The organism is Streptomyces sp. HNM0574 (assembly GCF_012726235.1).
GTDB lineage: Bacteria > Actinomycetota > Actinomycetes > Streptomycetales > Streptomycetaceae > Streptomyces.
The window spans coordinates 13,306-29,295 of sequence record NZ_JAASAH010000022.1 but is presented as its reverse complement, the minus strand read 5'-3'; the positions used below and the strand labels follow the sequence as shown (position 1 = coordinate 29,295).

The 15,990-nt window shown below is 74.7% G+C and carries 11 protein-coding genes; 6 read left to right on the top strand and 5 right to left on the bottom strand.

Annotation, left to right across the window (positions count from 1 at the left end):
- Positions 1-832 precede the first annotated feature (832 nt).
- Entirely contained in the window at positions 833-1,588 is a 756-nt protein-coding gene (locus HCC30_RS26540) for a TIGR03089 family protein (RefSeq protein ID WP_169445424.1), read from the bottom strand.
- Positions 1,589-1,727: 139 nt separating this feature from the next.
- Here HCC30_RS26540 and HCC30_RS28890 point away from each other — a divergent pair, with 139 nt between their 5' ends.
- The 3 genes from HCC30_RS28890 (at position 1,728) to HCC30_RS26525 (ending at position 5,817) form a co-directional block, all read left to right on the top strand.
- Positions 1,728-3,578 (top strand): peptidoglycan recognition protein, encoded by a 1,851-nt coding sequence (locus tag HCC30_RS28890; RefSeq protein ID WP_240979920.1) that lies wholly within the window; start codon positions 1,728-1,730, stop codon positions 3,576-3,578.
- A gap of 144 nt (positions 3,579-3,722) precedes the next feature.
- Positions 3,723-4,805: an NDP-sugar synthase gene (locus HCC30_RS26530; protein ID WP_169445422.1), complete on the top strand. Its 1,083-nt coding sequence runs from the start codon at positions 3,723-3,725 to the stop codon at positions 4,803-4,805.
- Positions 4,806-4,938: 133 nt separating this feature from the next.
- Positions 4,939-5,817: a DNA-3-methyladenine glycosylase 2 family protein gene (locus HCC30_RS26525; protein WP_206324370.1), complete on the top strand. Its 879-nt coding sequence runs from the start codon at positions 4,939-4,941 to the stop codon at positions 5,815-5,817.
- A 21-nt stretch (positions 5,818-5,838) separates the two neighbouring features.
- On the opposite strand, the gene HCC30_RS26520 is transcribed toward HCC30_RS26525, so the two are convergent.
- The 3 genes from HCC30_RS26520 to HCC30_RS26510 form a co-directional block, all read right to left on the bottom strand.
- A complete protein-coding gene (locus HCC30_RS26520; RefSeq protein WP_169445419.1) occupies positions 5,839-7,215 on the bottom strand; it encodes a coenzyme F420-0:L-glutamate ligase in 1,377 nt (458 codons plus the stop codon).
- A complete protein-coding gene (gene cofD / locus HCC30_RS26515; RefSeq protein WP_169445417.1) occupies positions 7,212-8,180 on the bottom strand; it encodes a 2-phospho-L-lactate transferase in 969 nt (322 codons plus the stop codon). Before cofD ends, HCC30_RS26520 begins: the two co-directional genes overlap by 4 nt.
- A gap of 88 nt (positions 8,181-8,268) precedes the next feature.
- Complete coding sequence (locus tag HCC30_RS26510) at positions 8,269-8,769, bottom strand: cysteine dioxygenase family protein (RefSeq protein ID WP_169445415.1); 501 nt, start codon at positions 8,767-8,769, stop codon at positions 8,269-8,271.
- Positions 8,770-9,423: 654 nt separating this feature from the next.
- Here HCC30_RS26510 and HCC30_RS26505 point away from each other — a divergent pair.
- The 3 genes from HCC30_RS26505 to HCC30_RS26495 all read left to right on the top strand — a co-directional run bounded on the left by HCC30_RS26505 (position 9,424) and on the right by HCC30_RS26495 (position 15,194).
- Positions 9,424-9,687, top strand: a complete 264-nt coding sequence (locus HCC30_RS26505; RefSeq protein ID WP_098752195.1) for a WhiB family transcriptional regulator — start codon at positions 9,424-9,426, stop codon at positions 9,685-9,687.
- A 276-nt stretch (positions 9,688-9,963) separates the two neighbouring features.
- Positions 9,964-13,683: a glycosyltransferase family 2 protein gene (locus HCC30_RS26500; RefSeq protein WP_169445413.1), complete on the top strand. Its 3,720-nt coding sequence runs from the start codon at positions 9,964-9,966 to the stop codon at positions 13,681-13,683.
- Positions 13,680-15,194 (top strand): DUF5719 family protein, encoded by a 1,515-nt coding sequence (locus tag HCC30_RS26495; protein WP_169445412.1) that lies wholly within the window; start codon positions 13,680-13,682, stop codon positions 15,192-15,194. Before HCC30_RS26500 ends, HCC30_RS26495 begins: the two co-directional genes overlap by 4 nt.
- A 13-nt stretch (positions 15,195-15,207) precedes the next feature.
- Here HCC30_RS26495 and HCC30_RS26490 read toward each other — a convergent pair whose 3' ends face one another.
- Positions 15,208-15,768, bottom strand: a complete 561-nt coding sequence (locus tag HCC30_RS26490) for a metallopeptidase family protein (protein ID WP_169445410.1) — start codon at positions 15,766-15,768, stop codon at positions 15,208-15,210.
- Positions 15,769-15,990: the final 222 nt, after the last annotated feature.

Below are 15,990 nucleotides of genomic sequence, written 5' to 3'. Positions count from 1 at the left end.
GGCGTCGCCCCCTCGGGGCGGACCGGAGCGGCCACACTATCCGGCAGGTTCGCGGGGTAGCGACGCCGGTGACAAATTCCACGAACTCAGAACTGGTCAATTCGCCCCATTCCCTGCGCGGTTCGTCACGGGCATGCCATCTTTTCCGGAGGTCGCGGCGTTCCCCGTACGCCACGGCTTTCGCGTCCGGCACCCGTGTGACATGGCCCGCAGCGACCTCCTCACCGGCAGTGCCGTCACCGCTGCGCTCCGCGTCCGATCGTGAACCCGGTGCGGGGTACGGGGAATTCAAGGCGCGGGCCGAGGTGATCGGTGTCCGGTTCTCCGGGTAATGGCGACGCCTTACTTCCGGTGCGTGACGCTCTCCTTGCACAGGGCGACGACGCGTGCGCGGAGTTGTGAACACCGCGCACCTGAGAGCCACTTGCGTCTGCATCAGTTCTCCGCGGGGGAGGGATATCGGAGCCGCCCGTCCCGGCCCGGTGCGGAGAAAATCGAACGTGCCCCGGGGGGATATTCCGTACGGTGCGCACGAGTTCGCACCGCGACGAAGGTCGCCGCGTACAACATTCCGTACCGGCAAGGCGATTGGTCCGTACCGCCGGGGTTCCGGAAGGCGATAGGCCATTGCCGGAAAGCGCGGCTCACGGATGCTGCGCAATTTCTTCACAGGGGCCTCGGAAAATCCTCCGCTCCGGCCCCGCACGCCTCACCCCTTCCCGCCCCCGCGCCCGCGGGAGCCCGAGGCCGGCCCCGCGCGGGGGCCCGCCTCTCCCCGTACAGACCCCCGGACCGCACCGAGGGTTGTACGGCTCCCGCCGGACCGGACGGGTCAGCTCGCGGTGTGGGTCACGCGCTCGCTCTCGCGGCGCTTGTCGAGCGCGGCCGCGTCCAGCCCCTCGGCGTTCCGGCACAGCACCGTCGAGCCGCCGGAGGTGAGCGGGGCGAGGAGCCCGGCGCTGATCCCGTCCCAGCCGTCGTACGGCAGGACCGACAGCAGCCGGGAGCCCTCGGCCAGGCCGCGCTCCCGCGCGTCGGACAGCGCGAGTCCGACCGTCTGTTCCCCCGTCAGCTCACGGCCGTCCGGCAGCACCAGGAACGGCTGGTCGGGTTCGACGGGCGCGATCGGCGTGAACCGGTCGCCCTGGCCCGGCACCTCGACGGCGTAGTCCGTGAAGCCCTCCGGCGGCTGCGGGAAGCGCGCGCCGAGCGGGCGCAGGCTCAGCGCGACCCGGTCACCCGAGCAGGCCCGCGCCCGCTCCAGGGTGTCGGGCCCGCTGACGACGAGGTCCGCGCCGGCCGGGTCGCCGTGCAGGTCGACGACGACGCCGGTGGAGGAGCAGGCGAGCAGCCAGACCGCGGTCTGCCAGTGCGCGGGGAGCAGCAGCGCGAGCCGGTCGCCGGGCTCGGCGGAGAACTCGTCCTGGAGCAGATTGGCCGTCTTCGCCACCCAATTGGCGAAGGTGGCGACCGAGAGTTCGACGCGCTCGGAGGTGGCGTCGTCGTAGTAGGTCACCAGCGGGCGGGCCGGGTCCGCGGCGAGCGCGGAACGCAGCAGGTCGGCGGGGGTGCGGGCAGATGCGTTCATCCGCGCAAGGGTACGCGGGGGCCCAGCTGGCGGGGCGTCAGAGCCGAGCCCGGCCGCCGTCGCGGGGGCGCCCGCCCGGCCGACGAAGCGTCAGATCCCGAATAGACAGATTTGTCCGACTATGGCCACGATCACTGGTATGCGTGCATACCTTGTTTCCTCGATCGGCGTCGCCTGCGGAGCGGCACTGCTGCTCCCGCTCGCCCCCGCCGTGTCCGCCGGCCAAGCCCACCCCTCCGACTCCGCAGACCGCACCGTCCGCGCGGCGGCCGACACGGCCGGAGCCCCCGCCCCGGCCCCGGGAGCCGCACCCGGCAAGAAGGCGGCGCACGAGAAGACCGGCCGCGCGAAGGGCCGCGAACTGCCCGGCAGCACCCAGTCGTTGCCGCTCTCCGCCCGGACCTCCGACGGCAAGGACCTGCTGTCCGCCACCGCGGGCCGGACCGCCGGGCCCGAGCGGGCCGGCCAGCTGAAGCGCCGCAACGTCGACCGCTTCTCCCTGGTCGGCGTCGTCTGGGACGACCCCGAGGCGAAGGTCGACGGGACGATCCAGGTGCGTACCCGCGCCACCGGCAGCGGCAAGTGGACCTCCTGGCAGAACCTGGAGTCGCACAGCGACGACGGCCCCGACTCCGCGACGGCCGAACGCCGGGGCGAACGCGCCCGCGGCGCCACGGCCCCGCTCTGGGTCGGCGACTCGGACGGCGTCGAGGTCCGCGTCGTCCCCGGGCCCAAGGGCGGCAAGCACGCGCACGGCACGGCGGACCGGCAGGACTCCCCGCGCGAGGAGGCGCTGGAGCGCGCCGAGGAGAAGCGCGAGGAGCAGGCCGAACGCCGCGAGGAGCGCCGGGAGGACGCGGCCGACAAGCGCGAGGAGCAGGCCGAGGCCAAGGAGGAGCGGCGGGAGGACGCGGCCGACAGACGCGAGGAGGCCGCCGAGGCCGAGGAGGAGAAGCGCGAGGAGGCCGCCGAGGCCCGCGAGGAGAAGCGCGAGGACGCCGTCGTCCACGGGCTGCCGAAGGGCATGAGCCTGGAGCTCGTCTCCCCGGGACCCGACCCCGAGAAGCGCCCCGCCTCCGCCGTCCGGCACGGGAACCCCGGCGGCCCGGCGCACGGCATGACGGCCCAGTCCGTCGGCCGGACCGAGGACGCCGACGCGCTCGCCGCCGAGGAACCGCCCGCCGAGGGCCGCTCCGGCACCGGCCAGGGCGCCGCCGGCCCGGACACCGACGAGGCCCCCGAGGGCACCGAGAGCACCGGGACCGCACCCGAGCGGACCGCGGGCGGCAACGAACTGCTGGAGAAGAGCGCCGAACTCCCGGCCCTCAGCAAGGACGACACCGAGGCCGCGTACGGCCCGGAGCTCCGCGACGCGGCACGCGGCCACGTGGGACCGCGTCCCGGCATCGTCACCCGCAAGGGCTGGGGCGCGGACGAGAGCCTGCGCGAGAAGCAGTTCGGCTACACCAAGACCGTGAAGACGGCCTTCGTGCACCACACCGCGACCAGCAACAACTACTCCTGCAAGCAGGCGCCGTCGATCATCCGGAGCATCTACCGGTACCACGTCAAGAGCAGCAAGTGGCGTGACATCGGCTACAACTTCCTCGTCGACAAGTGCGGAACCATCTACGAGGGCCGTGCCGGAGGTGTGGCCAATCCCGTGATGGGGGCCCACACTTACGGCTTCAACAGCAACAGCACGGGCATCGCCGTCATCGGCTCGCACGCGAGCGCGCCGCCCACCCGGGAGGCCGTCGAGGGCGTGGCGAAGCTGACGGCCTGGAAGCTCGGCCTGCACGGAGCCAACGCGAAGGGAAAGACGACGGTCGTCTCGGGAGGTGGCACGAAGTACCCCAAGGGCCGGAAGGTCACGCTCAACACCATCTCCGGGCACCGCGACGGCTTCAGCACCGACTGCCCGGGCGCGAAGCTCTACGGCAAGCTCGGCGACGTCCGCGCCATCGCGGGCCGGCTCCAGGGACGGTGACGGGGCGGGGTTCCGCCGACGGGTGAGCCGCTGATTCACAAGGTGTGCGGGTGGCCGCCGGACAGTGTGAAGGCGTCTGCATACACTGGCCGCCGGCCACCCGGCCGCGCTGGTCAGCGGGACCCGAGGGAAGCAGAGAAACAGGTGACAGAAGCGATCCTCCTGGTCGGGGGCAAGGGCACCCGCCTGCGACCGTTGACCGTCAACACCCCGAAACCCATGGTTCCGGCGGCCGGTGTGCCGTTCCTGACGCACCAGCTGGCCCGCGCGCGGGCGGCCGGAGTCGAACATGTGGTGATGGCCACCTCCTACCTTGCGGAGGTTTTCGAGCCGTACTTCGGCGACGGCTCCCAGCTCGGCCTCCACCTGGAGTACGTCACGGAGGAGGAGCCCCTCGGCACGGGCGGAGCCATCCGCAACGTCGCCTCCCGGCTCCACTCCGGACCGGACGAGCCCGTCCTCATCTTCAACGGCGACATCCTCACCGGACTCGACATCGAGGCCCTGGTGCGCACCCACACCGGCTCGGGCGCCGACGTCTCCCTCCACCTCACCCGGGTCGACGACCCGCGCGCGTACGGGCTGGTGCCCACCGACGCGGACGGCCGCGTCAGCGCCTTCCTGGAGAAGCCGCAGACGCCGGAGGAGATCGTCACCGACCAGATCAACGCGGGCGCCTACGTGTTCAACCGCTCCGTGATCGACAGCATCCCCGCCGACCGCCCCGTCTCCGTCGAACGCGAGACCTTCCCCGGGCTGCTGGCGGCCGGCGCCCACCTCCAGGGCATGGTCGACTCCACCTACTGGCTCGACCTCGGCACCCCGCAGGCGTTCGTCCGCGGCTCGGCCGACCTCGTCCTCGGCCGCGCGCCGTCCCCGGCCGTGCCGGGCCGGTGCGGCGAGCGGCTGGTGCTGGACTCGGCCGAGGTCGCCGCCGACGCCAAGCTCACCGGCGGCACCGTCGTCGGCTCCGGCGCCGTGGTCGGCGCGGGCGCGCGGGTCGAGGGCTCGGCCGTGCTGGACGGCGCGGTCGTCGCGCCCGGCGCGGTGGTGCGGGACTCGCTGATCGGCGCGGGCGCGCGGATCGGCCCCGGCAGCGTGCTCCAGGGGACGGTCGTCGGCGACGGCGCCGAGGTCGGCGAGGGCAACGAACTGCGCGAGGGCGTGCGCATCTGGTGCGAGGCCCGCATCCCCGCGGGCGCCGTCCGCTTCTCCTCCGACCAGTGAGCCGCCCCGGCGGCTGACGGGGGCGGGGCCCGCTCCCGCCGCGTCCGCGCGCGGGACGCCGTACCCTTTCGGCGTGTCCACCCCGCCCCGCACTCGCACCTGGTCGCCCCCGGCCGGGGCGGGCTCGTACCGCCTGCACCGGCACCTGGGCGTGCTGCAGCGCGGCCCGTACGACCCGGCCTGCCGGTTCGAGGACGGTGCGGCCTGGCGCGGCACCCGCACCCCGGACGGTCCCGCGGCGCTGCGGATGCGGCAGGAGCGCGGGACGGACGGGCCCGTCGTCCGCGCCGAGGCGTGGGGGCCCGGAGCCGGCTGGGCGCTGGAGACGCTGCCCGCGCTGCTCGGCGGCGCGGACGACCCGTCGGCCTTCGTGCCGCACCACCGGCTGGTGGCCGAGGCGCACCGGCGGCATCCCGGGCTGCGGCTGGCGCGCACGGGGCTGGTGCTGGAGTCCCTGATCCCCTCGGTGCTGGAGCAGAAGGTCACCGCGGAGGAGGCGTACCGCGCGTGGCGGCTGCTGGTGCGCCGCTTCGGCGAACGCGCGCCGGGCCCGAACCTGTCGCTGCATGTGATGCCGTCCGCCCGCGACTGGTGCCGCATCCCGTCCTGGGAGTGGCACCGGGCCGGGGTCGACGGCAAGCGTTCGGCGGCCGTCGTCCGCGCCGCGCAGCGCGCCTCCCGCATGGAGGAGGCCGCGGGCATGGAGCTGGACGCGGCGCTGCGGCGGCTCCAGGCGATCCCCGGCATCGGCCCGTGGACCGCGGCCGAGACCCTCCAGCGCAGCAACGGCGACCCGGACGCGGTGACCGTCGGCGACCTGCACCTGCCGCGCATCGTCGGGTACGCGCTCACCGGCGCGCGCGGAGTGGACGACGCGGGAATGCTGGAGCTGCTCGCGCCCTACGCGGAGCAGGGCCAGCGGCACCGCGCGACCCGGTTGATCCTCTCCACCGGCCGCGTACCCCCGCGCCGCCAACCCCGCTTCCCCGTCGGCGACATCGCCCCGCTGTAGCCGCCCCGGCGGAAGGGCGCCTCAGCGGACGGTGATGAAGTCTCCCGGATCGCGGGGCGGGCGTTCGCGGGGCGGGGCGGCGGCGCGGCCGATGGCCACCGCGCCCATGGGGTCCCAGTCGTCGGGCAGCCCGAGCTCCTCGCGGACCACGTCGCGGCAGAACATCGTGGACGACACCCAGGCGGAGCCCAGCTGCTCGCCCGCGAGCGCGACGAGGAAGTTCTGGATGCCCGCGCCGTTCGCGACGACGAACATCTCCCGTTCCGCCGCGGCCCTCCGCGCGTCCGGATAGCTGTGCGCCCCGTCCGCCACCAGGCAGGGGACGGCCAGGTACGGCGCGTTGCGCAGCACGTCACCGCGCCGTACGCGCCGCGCGATGCTCTCCTCGCTCTTCCCGTCGGCCCGCAGATCGGCGGTCCACCGCTCGCGCATCGCGTCGAGCAGCCGGGTCCTGGACTCCTCCGACTCCAGCAGGACGAAGCGCCAGGGCGTGGTGTGGTGCGGCGCCGGCGCCGTCAGCGCGGCGGCGACGGCACGGCGTACGGCGCCCCCGTCGACGGGCTGGTCGGTGAACTCGCGGACCGTACGGCGGAGCGTGACCGCCTCCCGTACGGCCTCCGAAGTGCCCAGCCGGAACATGTCGTTGGCCGCGTCCCGCACCAGCGCCCGCGCGCCCTGACCGTCCTCCGCGCAGTCCGCGTCCCCCGGAACCGCGGCCGGGGCGGAGGGCTCCGCGCCCAGGACGTGCTGCGCCAGGCCGCGCACCACGGCGACGGGCAGGCCGTCGGCCTTGCCCTTCACCAGTTCGCCCGCGGCGGCCAGTTCGTCGCCGACGGCGGTGACGGTGACGCCGAGCGGGTTGCCCATCGCGTCGGTGCCGCCGCGCAGGTCGTGCAGGACGCGGACGCCGCTGGCGCCGATCGCGACGTCCGTCTGGCCCTCCCGCCACGGCCGCCCGAAGGTGTCGGTGACGACGACGCCGACCGCGACGCCGAGCGTCTTCCGCAGCCCCTCGCGGATGCGCCGGGCCGAGGCGTCCGGGTCCTCGGGCAGCAACAGGACGGTGCCGACCGCGGTGTTGGAGGCGTCGACCCCGGCGGCGGCCATCACGAAGCCGTGCCGGCTCTCGACGATCCGCACCGCCCCGCGCCGCGCGACGACCCGTACGGCCTCGGCGTCGACGGCGGCCTCGCGGTCGTCGGCGCGCAGCACCCGGCCCTCGGCCTTGCTGACGATCTTGGACGTCACGATCAGCACGTCACCGTCGGCCAGCCCGGGCAGCCCCTCACCGGTCACCCCGGCCGCGATCAGCTTCACCAGGTCGTCGCCGGCGCGGACTTCGGGAATCCCGGGCACGGACCACACCCGGTACGAGGGGACCTCTCCCGCGGCGGTCACGCGCGCACCTCCTCGGCCAGGGCGAGCGCCTCGCGCGCCATCGCGGCCGTCGCCTCGGTGCCGGTCATCATCAGCGGCACGGCCCGGCAGCGGATGCCCGCCTCCTCGACCGCGCCGACCCGTCCCGCGTCCACGGTGTCGACGAGCCAGCCGTCCAGCAGGCCCGAACCGTAGTGCTCCGCGACCGCCGAGGCCGTGGCCTCGACGCCGACCGCGGCCAGCACCTTGTCCGCCATCCCGTGCACCGGCGCGTCCCCGACGATCGGCGAGAGCCCGACGACCGGGACGTCCGCGTCCGCGATCGCCTCCCGCACCCCGGGCACGGCGAGGATCGTGCCGACGCTCACCACGGGGTTGGACGGCGGGAAGAGCACCACGTCGGCCGCGGCGATGGCCTCCAGCACGCCGGGCCCCGGCTTCGCCGACTCGGCGCCCACCGGCACCACGGCCCGCGCGTCGACGGACGCCCGCATCCGCACCCAGTACTCCTGGAAGTGCACGGCCTTCCGGCCGCCCTCCTCCTCCGGCGCGTCGATCAGTACGTGCGTCTCGACCCGGTCGTCCGTCATCGGCAGCAGCCGGACGCCCGGCTGCCAGCGCGCGCACAGCGCCTCGGTGACGGCGCTGAGCGGATACCCGGCGCCGATCATCTGGGTACGCACGATGTGCGTCGCGAAGTCGCGGTCGCCCAGGCCGAACCACTGCGGTTCGACGCCGTACTCCGCGAGCTCCTCCTTCACCGTGAAGGACTCGTCCTTCCGCCCCCAGCCCTGCTCCTCGTGGATGCCACCGCCGAGCGTGTACATCACGGTGTCGAGGTCGGGACAGACCTTCAGGCCGAAGAGATGGATGTCGTCACCGGTGTTGCCGATGACGGTGATCTCCGCCTCGGGTACGGCGGAACTCAGTCCGCGAAGGAAACGGGCACCACCAACGCCCCCGGCCAGAACCACAATCCGCTGCATGCGGTCAGTCTGTCAGGCCCGCGCGGCGGGAACATCAGCCGGAGGTCGGGGTACTTGAGGGGGACGGCCCGCCGCGCCGGGCCCGACCTCAGACGGAGCTGTCGGTCAGCAGCGGCCGCGACTCCACGCAGTGCGGCGCGTGCATGGGCATCTCGGTCAGCCCGGGGAAGTAGGCGTGCAGGCTCACCGCGGGCCGCAGCCCGTCGTTGACCACCTCGTGCACGTACCCGGGCGCGAACACCCGCTGCGCCCCGGCCGCCAGAGCGCGCGCGCCCCCGCGCGCGTGCTCGGTCAACTCACCTTCCAGGACGGTCAGTACACCGGAGGACGGGCCGTGGTCGTGCCGTCCGCTGCCCTGCCCGGGCAGCCAGCTGAGCAGCCACAGCTCGTAGCCGGGGCCGGTGCGCAGCCGGTGGTACCAGCGGGTGGTGGCGTCGTACCGGACGAGCGGGGCCCAGGCGTCCCGGTCGGCGGCGAGGGAACGGGCCAGTCCCACGAAGCCGGAGATGCCGGTGGGGTGGGCGGGGACGGGCGGGAGGAGATGCGGGATCGCGGTGAGGTCGCCCGCGATCTCGACGTCGCTGTTCACGTCTGATCTGTGCTTTCGCGCTGGTCCGGGCCCGCGCGGAGGCCGGGCCGGAAAGGGAACGGGGAGAACCGAGGTGCCGGAGGCCGGGTGGAGAAGCGGGCCTCAACAGCAGGTACAGCGACAGCGACAGTGACCCGGGAGCGCGCGAAGGGACCCGCGGAGGCGGGCCTGACGGGGCTCGGTGGTCACTGGCATGCGGACCAGGAGACGCAACAACCCATTCGGTTGTCAACCGGTTGTCGCGTTTGGGCGTAATGTTTCATCCCATCCGGTTGCCCCGGGCGCCGAAAGGTTTGTGCGCGCCGCGGCCGGGACACATGGCGCAACATCCGCGCCCACAAACGCCGTTGCGCATCTGTGATCGGACCGTGATCGGTTCCGCTCCGGCGGGTGCGGGGCGACGTGATCGGCACTCCGGCCATCTCGTGACCCAGAACGGGCAAACTGGACAAGCCTCGGGTTCAAAAGGCATGGTTCATCATGATTTGAACACCTTCTGGTCACGCTTGGTTCCGCAGAGTGAATAACGGGCTCAATAGCAGATCTCGGCTTGACTGGCCCGGATCGGCACACTTGTAATTTCACCCGTGTCGTTCAAGAGGAATCGATAACGACGGCATCACGGGGAAGCAAAGACAGACGAGGGGCGCGCACATGGCCGAGCTGTTTCAACAACTCCTGGTCGAAGAGGCGGACGAAGAGCTCGGCTGGCAGGAACGCGCGTTGTGCGCGCAGACCGATCCCGAGTCGTTCTTCCCGGAGAAGGGCGGATCCACCCGCGAGGCCAAAAAGGTCTGCCTCGCCTGTGAGGTGCGGTCCGAATGCCTGGAATACGCGCTGGCGAACGACGAACGTTTCGGTATTTGGGGCGGCCTGTCGGAGCGTGAGCGCCGCCGCCTGAAGAAAGCCGCTGTCTGAACCTCTCCGAGGTATGGACGTCACGTCGGTACGGCGTCCGTGAACCGGCGTTCCGGACGGTTCACGACGGTGCATGACGATGTGTGAGGGCGGCCGGGGACGTGCTTCGTCCCCGGCCGCCCTCCGTTGTGCGGACCCGACGGGCCCCGGGGGATGAGCCGTTAGTGTGGTGGGCCGTGAAGAGGCGTGACGCCCCGGTCCCGGGGCGCCGGCGCAGTCCGTCGCAGCATCTTCGGGGGCCCGCCCCCGTACCCCCGGGGAGGGGCTCGCACCTCGATGTCCGTGCACAGCCATACGGCGGTCCACTCCGCCCAGCATGAGCCGGGGACGCCTCAGTTCCCCCGGCACGTCGTCACCGCCGTGCTCGTCACCCACGACGGCGCCCGGTGGCTGCCCGACGCGCTGGCGGGACTGACGGGGCAGGAACGCCCCGTGCAGTACGCCCTCGCGGCCGACACCGGAAGCGCCGACGACTCGGCGCGGCTGGTCACCGAGGCGCTCGGCCCGGAACGCGTGCTGCACATGGCCCGCCGCAGCGGCTTCGGCGCGGCCGTCGACGAGGCGGCGCGCACCGCGCCCGTCCTCACGCCCGACGACCTGCCGTACCTCAAGCGCCCCAGCGGCTGGGACCCCGTCAGCCGGACCTGGCGGGACGAGGCGTACGAGATGCCGGAGCTGCCGCACGGCGAGCCCGTGCAGTGGCTGTGGCTGCTGCACGACGACTGCGCGCCCGAACCCGACGCGCTCGCGCAACTGTTGCGGATCGTCGACGCCGACCCGTCGGTCGCCGTCGTCGGGCCGAAGCTGCGCAGCTGGTACGACCGCAGGCAGCTGCTGGAGGCCGGGGTCTCCATCGCCAACAGCGGCCGCCGCTGGACGGGCGTGGAGCGGCGCGAGCAGGACCAGGGCCAGCACGACCAGGTGCGGCCGGTGCTGTCGGTCTCCACGGCCGGGATGCTCATCCGCCGCGACGTCTTCGAACAGCTCGGCGGGTTCGACCGCAGGCTGCCGCTGATGCGGGACGACGTCGACCTGTGCTGGCGCGCGCAGGCCGCCGGGCACCGGGTGCTCGTCGCGCCCGACGCGGTGATGCGGCACGCGGAGGCCGCCTCCCGCGAACGCCGTCCCGTCGACTGCGTCGGCCGGGGCTGGCGCGGCGCGGCGAGCCCGCACCGGGTGGACAAGGCGGGCGCCGTGTTCACCCTGCTCGCCAACGTGCCCACGGCGAAGGCGCCCTGGGTGCTGCTGCGGCTGGTCCTCGGCACGCTGCTGCGGACGCTCGCCTACCTGGTGGGCAAGGTGCCCGGCCAGGCGCTCGACGAAGTCGCCGGACTGAGCGGCACGTTGCTGCGGCCCGGGCGGATCCTCGCGGCGCGGCGGCGGCGCGGCAGACCCGTCGTCGCCCACCGCGACCTGCGGCCGCTGTTCCCGCCGCCCGGCGCGACCGTGCGCGTCACCGTCGAGCAGGTCGCCAGCAACTTCACCGGGCGGTCCGAGCCGGAGCTCTCCGGCGGCGGGCGGCACGGCGGCGCCGTCGAGAGCGGGCCGGGCGAGGACGACGCGGACTTCCTGGACGTCGAACAGTTCGCCCGGCTCAAGCGGGTGGCGCGCAAGCCGGGGCCGGTGCTGTTCGGCGTGCTGCTCCTGGTCTCGCTGATCGCCTGCCGGGCGCTGCTCGGCGGCGGCGCGCTCGCGGGCGGCGCCCTGCTGCCCGCGCCCGACGGCGTCGGTGACCTGTGGGCGCGCTACACCGACAGCTGGCACCCCGTCGGCACCGGCGGCACCCAGACGGCGCCGCCGTACCTCGCGGTGCTCGGCAGCGTCGCCGCGGTGCTCTTCGGCAGCACCGGCTTCACGCTGACGCTGCTGCTGGTGTGTTCCGTGCCGCTGGCCGGGCTCACCGCGTACTTCGCCTCCCGGCCGCTCACCGAGTCGCGGCTGCTGCGGGCCTGGGGGAGTGTCGCGTACGCCTTCCTGCCCGCCGCGACGGGTGCGCTCGCGGGCGGGCGGCTCGGGACGGCGCTGCTGGCCGTGCTGCTGCCGGTGATGGCGCGGGTCGCGCTGACGGCCGGCGGCCTGCGGGGCAAGCCGGGCTGGCGGCCCGCGTGGACGCTCGCGCTGCTGCTCACCCTGACCACGGCCTTCACGCCCGTCGTCTGGCCCGTGACGCTGGTGCTCGCGGTGGCGCTGCTGGTGCTGCGGTGGCGGGGCGCCGAGGAGCTGCGCGGCACGGCGCTGCGGGTGCTCGTCGTACTGGTGACGCCGATGGTGCTGCTGGCGCCCTGGTCGCTGTCGCTGCTGACGGACCCCGCGCGGTTCCTCGCCGAGGTCGGCCTGCCGTACGGCGCGGGCGCGGCCTCCGCGCTGGACCTGCTGACGCTCACGCCCGGCGGCCCCGGCGCCGCGGGCGGCTGGCTGCTCGTCGGCGTGGTGCTGGCCGGGCTGGCCGCGCTGCTGCGCGCGGAGCGGCAGTTGGCGATCCGCACGGCCTGGGCGGTCGCGCTGGTGGGCCTGCTGTTCGCCGCGCTGTCGAACGCCTCGGCCTGGGCCGGGCCCGCCACGCTGGTGTACGGGCTGGGCCTGCTGTGCGCGGCGGTCACCGGCGCCGAGGGCGCGAAGGAGCGGGTCGCGGCGCAGAGCTTCGGCTGGCGGCAGCCGGTGGCGGCGCTGATCGCGGCGGCCGCCGTGGCCGCGCCGCTGTTCGCGGCGGTCGGCTGGATGGTGGGCGGCGCGGACGGTCCGCTGTCCCGCCGCGACCCCGTCCAGGTGCCCGCGTTCGTCGCGGAGGAGAGCAAGACCCGGGACCAGACGCGCACCCTCGTCCTCGACGGCGAGTCCGCGCCCGGTGCCTCGGGGGAGACCAGCGGCGTCTCGTACTCGCTGGTCCGCGGCTCCGGGGCCCGGCTCGGGGACGCCGACCTCGCGGCCGAGGGCGGCGAGGACGCGCGGCTGCGCGGCATCGTCGCGAACCTCGTCGCGGGCTCGGGCGCCGACCAGTCCGAGCAGCTCAGCGGCTACGCGGTGCGGCACGTCCTGGTCCGGGACGGCGCTCCGCGCCGGATGAGCCGGACGCTCGACGCGACGCCCGGCCTCTCCCGCTACAGCCAGGAGGACGGCAGCGCGCTGTGGGGCGTGGACCGGCAGGTCTCGCGCGTCAGCATCGTCGCGGGCGAGGGGAAGGCGCCGGGCGGCGCCGAGCCGGAGCCGGTGGCGGTCGCGGCCGGTCCCGTCGAGGTGCACACACAGGTGCCGGACGGTCCGGGCGGCCGCGTGCTGCGGATCGCGGACGCGGCGGACGACGGCTGGGAGGCCACGCTCGACGGGAAGCCGCTGCGGCCCGTCACCGTCGACGGCTGGGCGCAGGGCTTCGAACTGCCCGCCGGGGGCGGGAAGTTGGACGTCACGCGGGCCACCGACACCGCGCACGTGGTGTGGCTGTCCGTCCAGGGCCTGCTCGCCCTCGTCGTGATCGTCCTCGCGCTGCCCGGACGGCGGCGCGAGATCGACGACGACCTGCCCGAGGCCGAACCGGCCGTGCCGCCGCAGCCCGTCGAGGGCGAGGGCCGGCGCGCGCGCCGGCTGCGCGCCGCCGCCGAGGCCGCGGGCGCCGGCTCCGCACGCCCGTCACCGCCCGCGCCCGAAGCGGGCCCGGACGGGACGCCGCTGCCCGCACCCCCGCCGTACGCGCCGGGGCCGGACGCGGGGCAGCAGCCCTACGTGCCGGGCCAGGCCGGCGGCTTCGCGGACGGCTTCGGTCACGCCCCGGCGCCCGAAGGGCAGCCGTACGGCGCCGGCTGGGGCGTACCGCAGCAGCAGGCGCCCGGCGCCGTGCCGGTGGACGCCTACGGCACCGGCGGGTACGGCGCGGACCCGTACGCGGTCGATCCCTACGCCCCCGGGGCCTACCCGCAGGGCGGTTACGCGCCGGACGCGTACGGGGCGTACGGCACGCGGGGCGAGACGGGCGAGTACGGCGACAGGAGCGATCAGCAGTGAACCGCAGCACCCTGACCCTGGCCGGCGCGGTCGCCGCGCTGGCCGCGCTCACCGGCGTCGCCGCCGTCGCCGCCCCGGGGGACGAGGCCGGCCGGGCTCCGGCGGCGGCCGCGCGCAAGCCCGTCGAACGGTCCACGCTGGTGTGCCCGAAGCCGACGGAGTCGGACGTCGCGGAGACGGTCTACTCGGCCGTCACGCCGAAGGGCGGCGCCGCGAAGGGCGGCACCGCCGAGCTGTACCCGGCGGAGTCGGCCGAGACCGGAACCGGAAGCGGAACCGAGGACGGCAGCAAGGGCAAGGGCGCGAAGGACGAAGGCGGGCAGGCCGTGCTGCCGCTGAAGAGCCCCGGCACACCCGTCACGTCCACCACCTCGCGCAGCGACGCGCCCGCGCTGATCGGCTCGGCCGAGGGCCGCTTCGCGCCCGGCTGGACGGTCCAGCAGACCACCGAGGTGAGCGCGGGCGCGGGCAAGGGCCTGCACGGAACGGCCTGTTCGGTACCGGACACCGACTTCTGGTTCCCCGCCACCAGCACCGCGAAGGACCGGAAGGACTACGTCCACCTCACCAACCCGGACAGCACCGGCGCCACCGTCGACCTCGACCTCTACGGCAAGGACGGCCGGGTGAGCACCAGTTCGGGCGAGGCGATCAACGTCCCGCCCCGCTCCACCGTCCCCGTGCTGCTCTCCACCCTCACCGAGGAGCCCGTCACCAACGCGACGCTGCACGTGAGCGCCCGTACCGGCCGGGTCGGCGCCCAGGTGCAGTCCCTCGACGAGAAGCTCGGCGGCGACTGGATCGCCCCCGCGGCCGACGCGGCGCCGAGCACCGTCCTCCCCGGCATCCCGGGCGACGCGGCCTCCGTACGGCTGGTGGTCCACGCGCCCGGCGACCGGGACGCCGACCTCAAGGTGCGCTTCGCCGGACCGTCCGGACGGATCACCCCCGCCGGGTACGAGACGCTCCACGTGCGCGGCGGCATGACCACCGCCGTCGACCTGAAGAACCTCGCCCAGGGCGAGGCCGGGACGCTGGAGCTGACCCCGGCGGAGAAGGACGGCGCCACCCCCGTCGTCGCCGGTCTGCGCGTCACCCGGGGCAAGGGCGGCGGCCAGGAGAGCGCGTTCGTCCCGGCCACCCGGCCGGTGGACGCGCGCGCCACCGCCGTCGGCGACTCCGGCCGCGAGCCCCGGCTCACGCTCACCGCCACCGGGAAGACCGCCAAGGTCCGCGTCACCACCTCGGCGGGCAGCGACGGCGGCAGCCCGGCGAGCCGGACGTACGAGGTGAAGGGCGGGACGACGAAGTCCTTCGCGCCGCCCGCGCCGAAGGGCGTCAGGGGCAGCTACGGCGTCACCGTCGAACGGCTCTCCGGCGGCCCGCTGTACGCGGCGCGGACGCTGACCGGCGGCGGCTCCGCCTTCACCGTGCAGGGCCTCCCGGACGACCGCGGCACCGTCTCCGTCCCCCGGGCGACCCAGGACCTCTCCGTCCTGAACGACGACTGAAGGGCAGCGCGCGTCAGTCCTGGCCGTAGCGCGGGTCGACCGACTCCGGGTCCATGCCCAGGAGTTCGGCGACCTGTTCGACGACGACCTCGTGGACGAGCAGCGCGCGCTCGTCCCGGTTCCTGGCCCGGAGCTCGACCGGCCGCCGGTAGACCACCACGCGGTCGGGCTCCTCGCCCCGCGCGTGGGTCACCCGGCCGAGCGGCACCAGGCCCGAGCCCTCGTCGAGCTCGCCGTTGTCCGCGCGCGGCACCTCCTGCACGGCGAACTCGACGCTCGCCAGCTGCGGCCAGCGCCGCTCCAGCCTGCCGATCGCGTCCCGCACCAGATCGTCGAAGGCGTCCGAGCGGCTCACCGAGAGCGGGACCTGCGGCGGCGCGACGGGCCCGCGCATGCCGCGCCCGTGCCGGTCCCGGCGGCGGGGACGGCGGGCGCCCTCGCCCCCGGCCGCGCCCGCGGCACCGGAAGCAGCGCCGTCCGGACCCGAAGCGGAACCGGAACCGGAGGCCCCCGGAACGGAGGCGGCGCCGTCCGACGGGTCGGGTCGGCGGGGCGGTACGGGCGTGCTGCTCATCATCCCGAGCCTAGCCGCCAGGGGCCCCACGGGTCCGCCGGCCGCCGGAGCGGCCCGGCCGAGCTGCCGGAGGCGGGTCACGTTTTGATTCCGTTCGCCCGGCCTCCCGGCGCGCGCGCAGGCCGCCGCCCGGGCCCGGGACGCCCCCTGCCCGCGCGGGCGCCCCGGGCCCGGGACCTCCGCGAACACCTCCATGTCCCCGGATTCCGTACCTCCGCCGCA

Coding starts and splice junctions, on each gene's coding strand:
- HCC30_RS26505 (WP_098752195.1), top strand. CDS start 9,424: ATGGCCGAGCTGTTTCAACAACTCCTGGTCGAAGAGGCGGACGAAGAG.
- HCC30_RS26490 (WP_169445410.1), bottom strand. CDS start 15,768: ATGAGCAGCACGCCCGTACCGCCCCGCCGACCCGACCCGTCGGACGGC.
- HCC30_RS28890 (WP_240979920.1), top strand. CDS start 1,728: ATGCGTGCATACCTTGTTTCCTCGATCGGCGTCGCCTGCGGAGCGGCA.
- HCC30_RS26540 (WP_169445424.1), bottom strand. CDS start 1,588: ATGAACGCATCTGCCCGCACCCCCGCCGACCTGCTGCGTTCCGCGCTC.
- cofD (WP_169445417.1), bottom strand. CDS start 8,180: ATGCAGCGGATTGTGGTTCTGGCCGGGGGCGTTGGTGGTGCCCGTTTC.
- HCC30_RS26500 (WP_169445413.1), top strand. CDS start 9,964: ATGTCCGTGCACAGCCATACGGCGGTCCACTCCGCCCAGCATGAGCCG.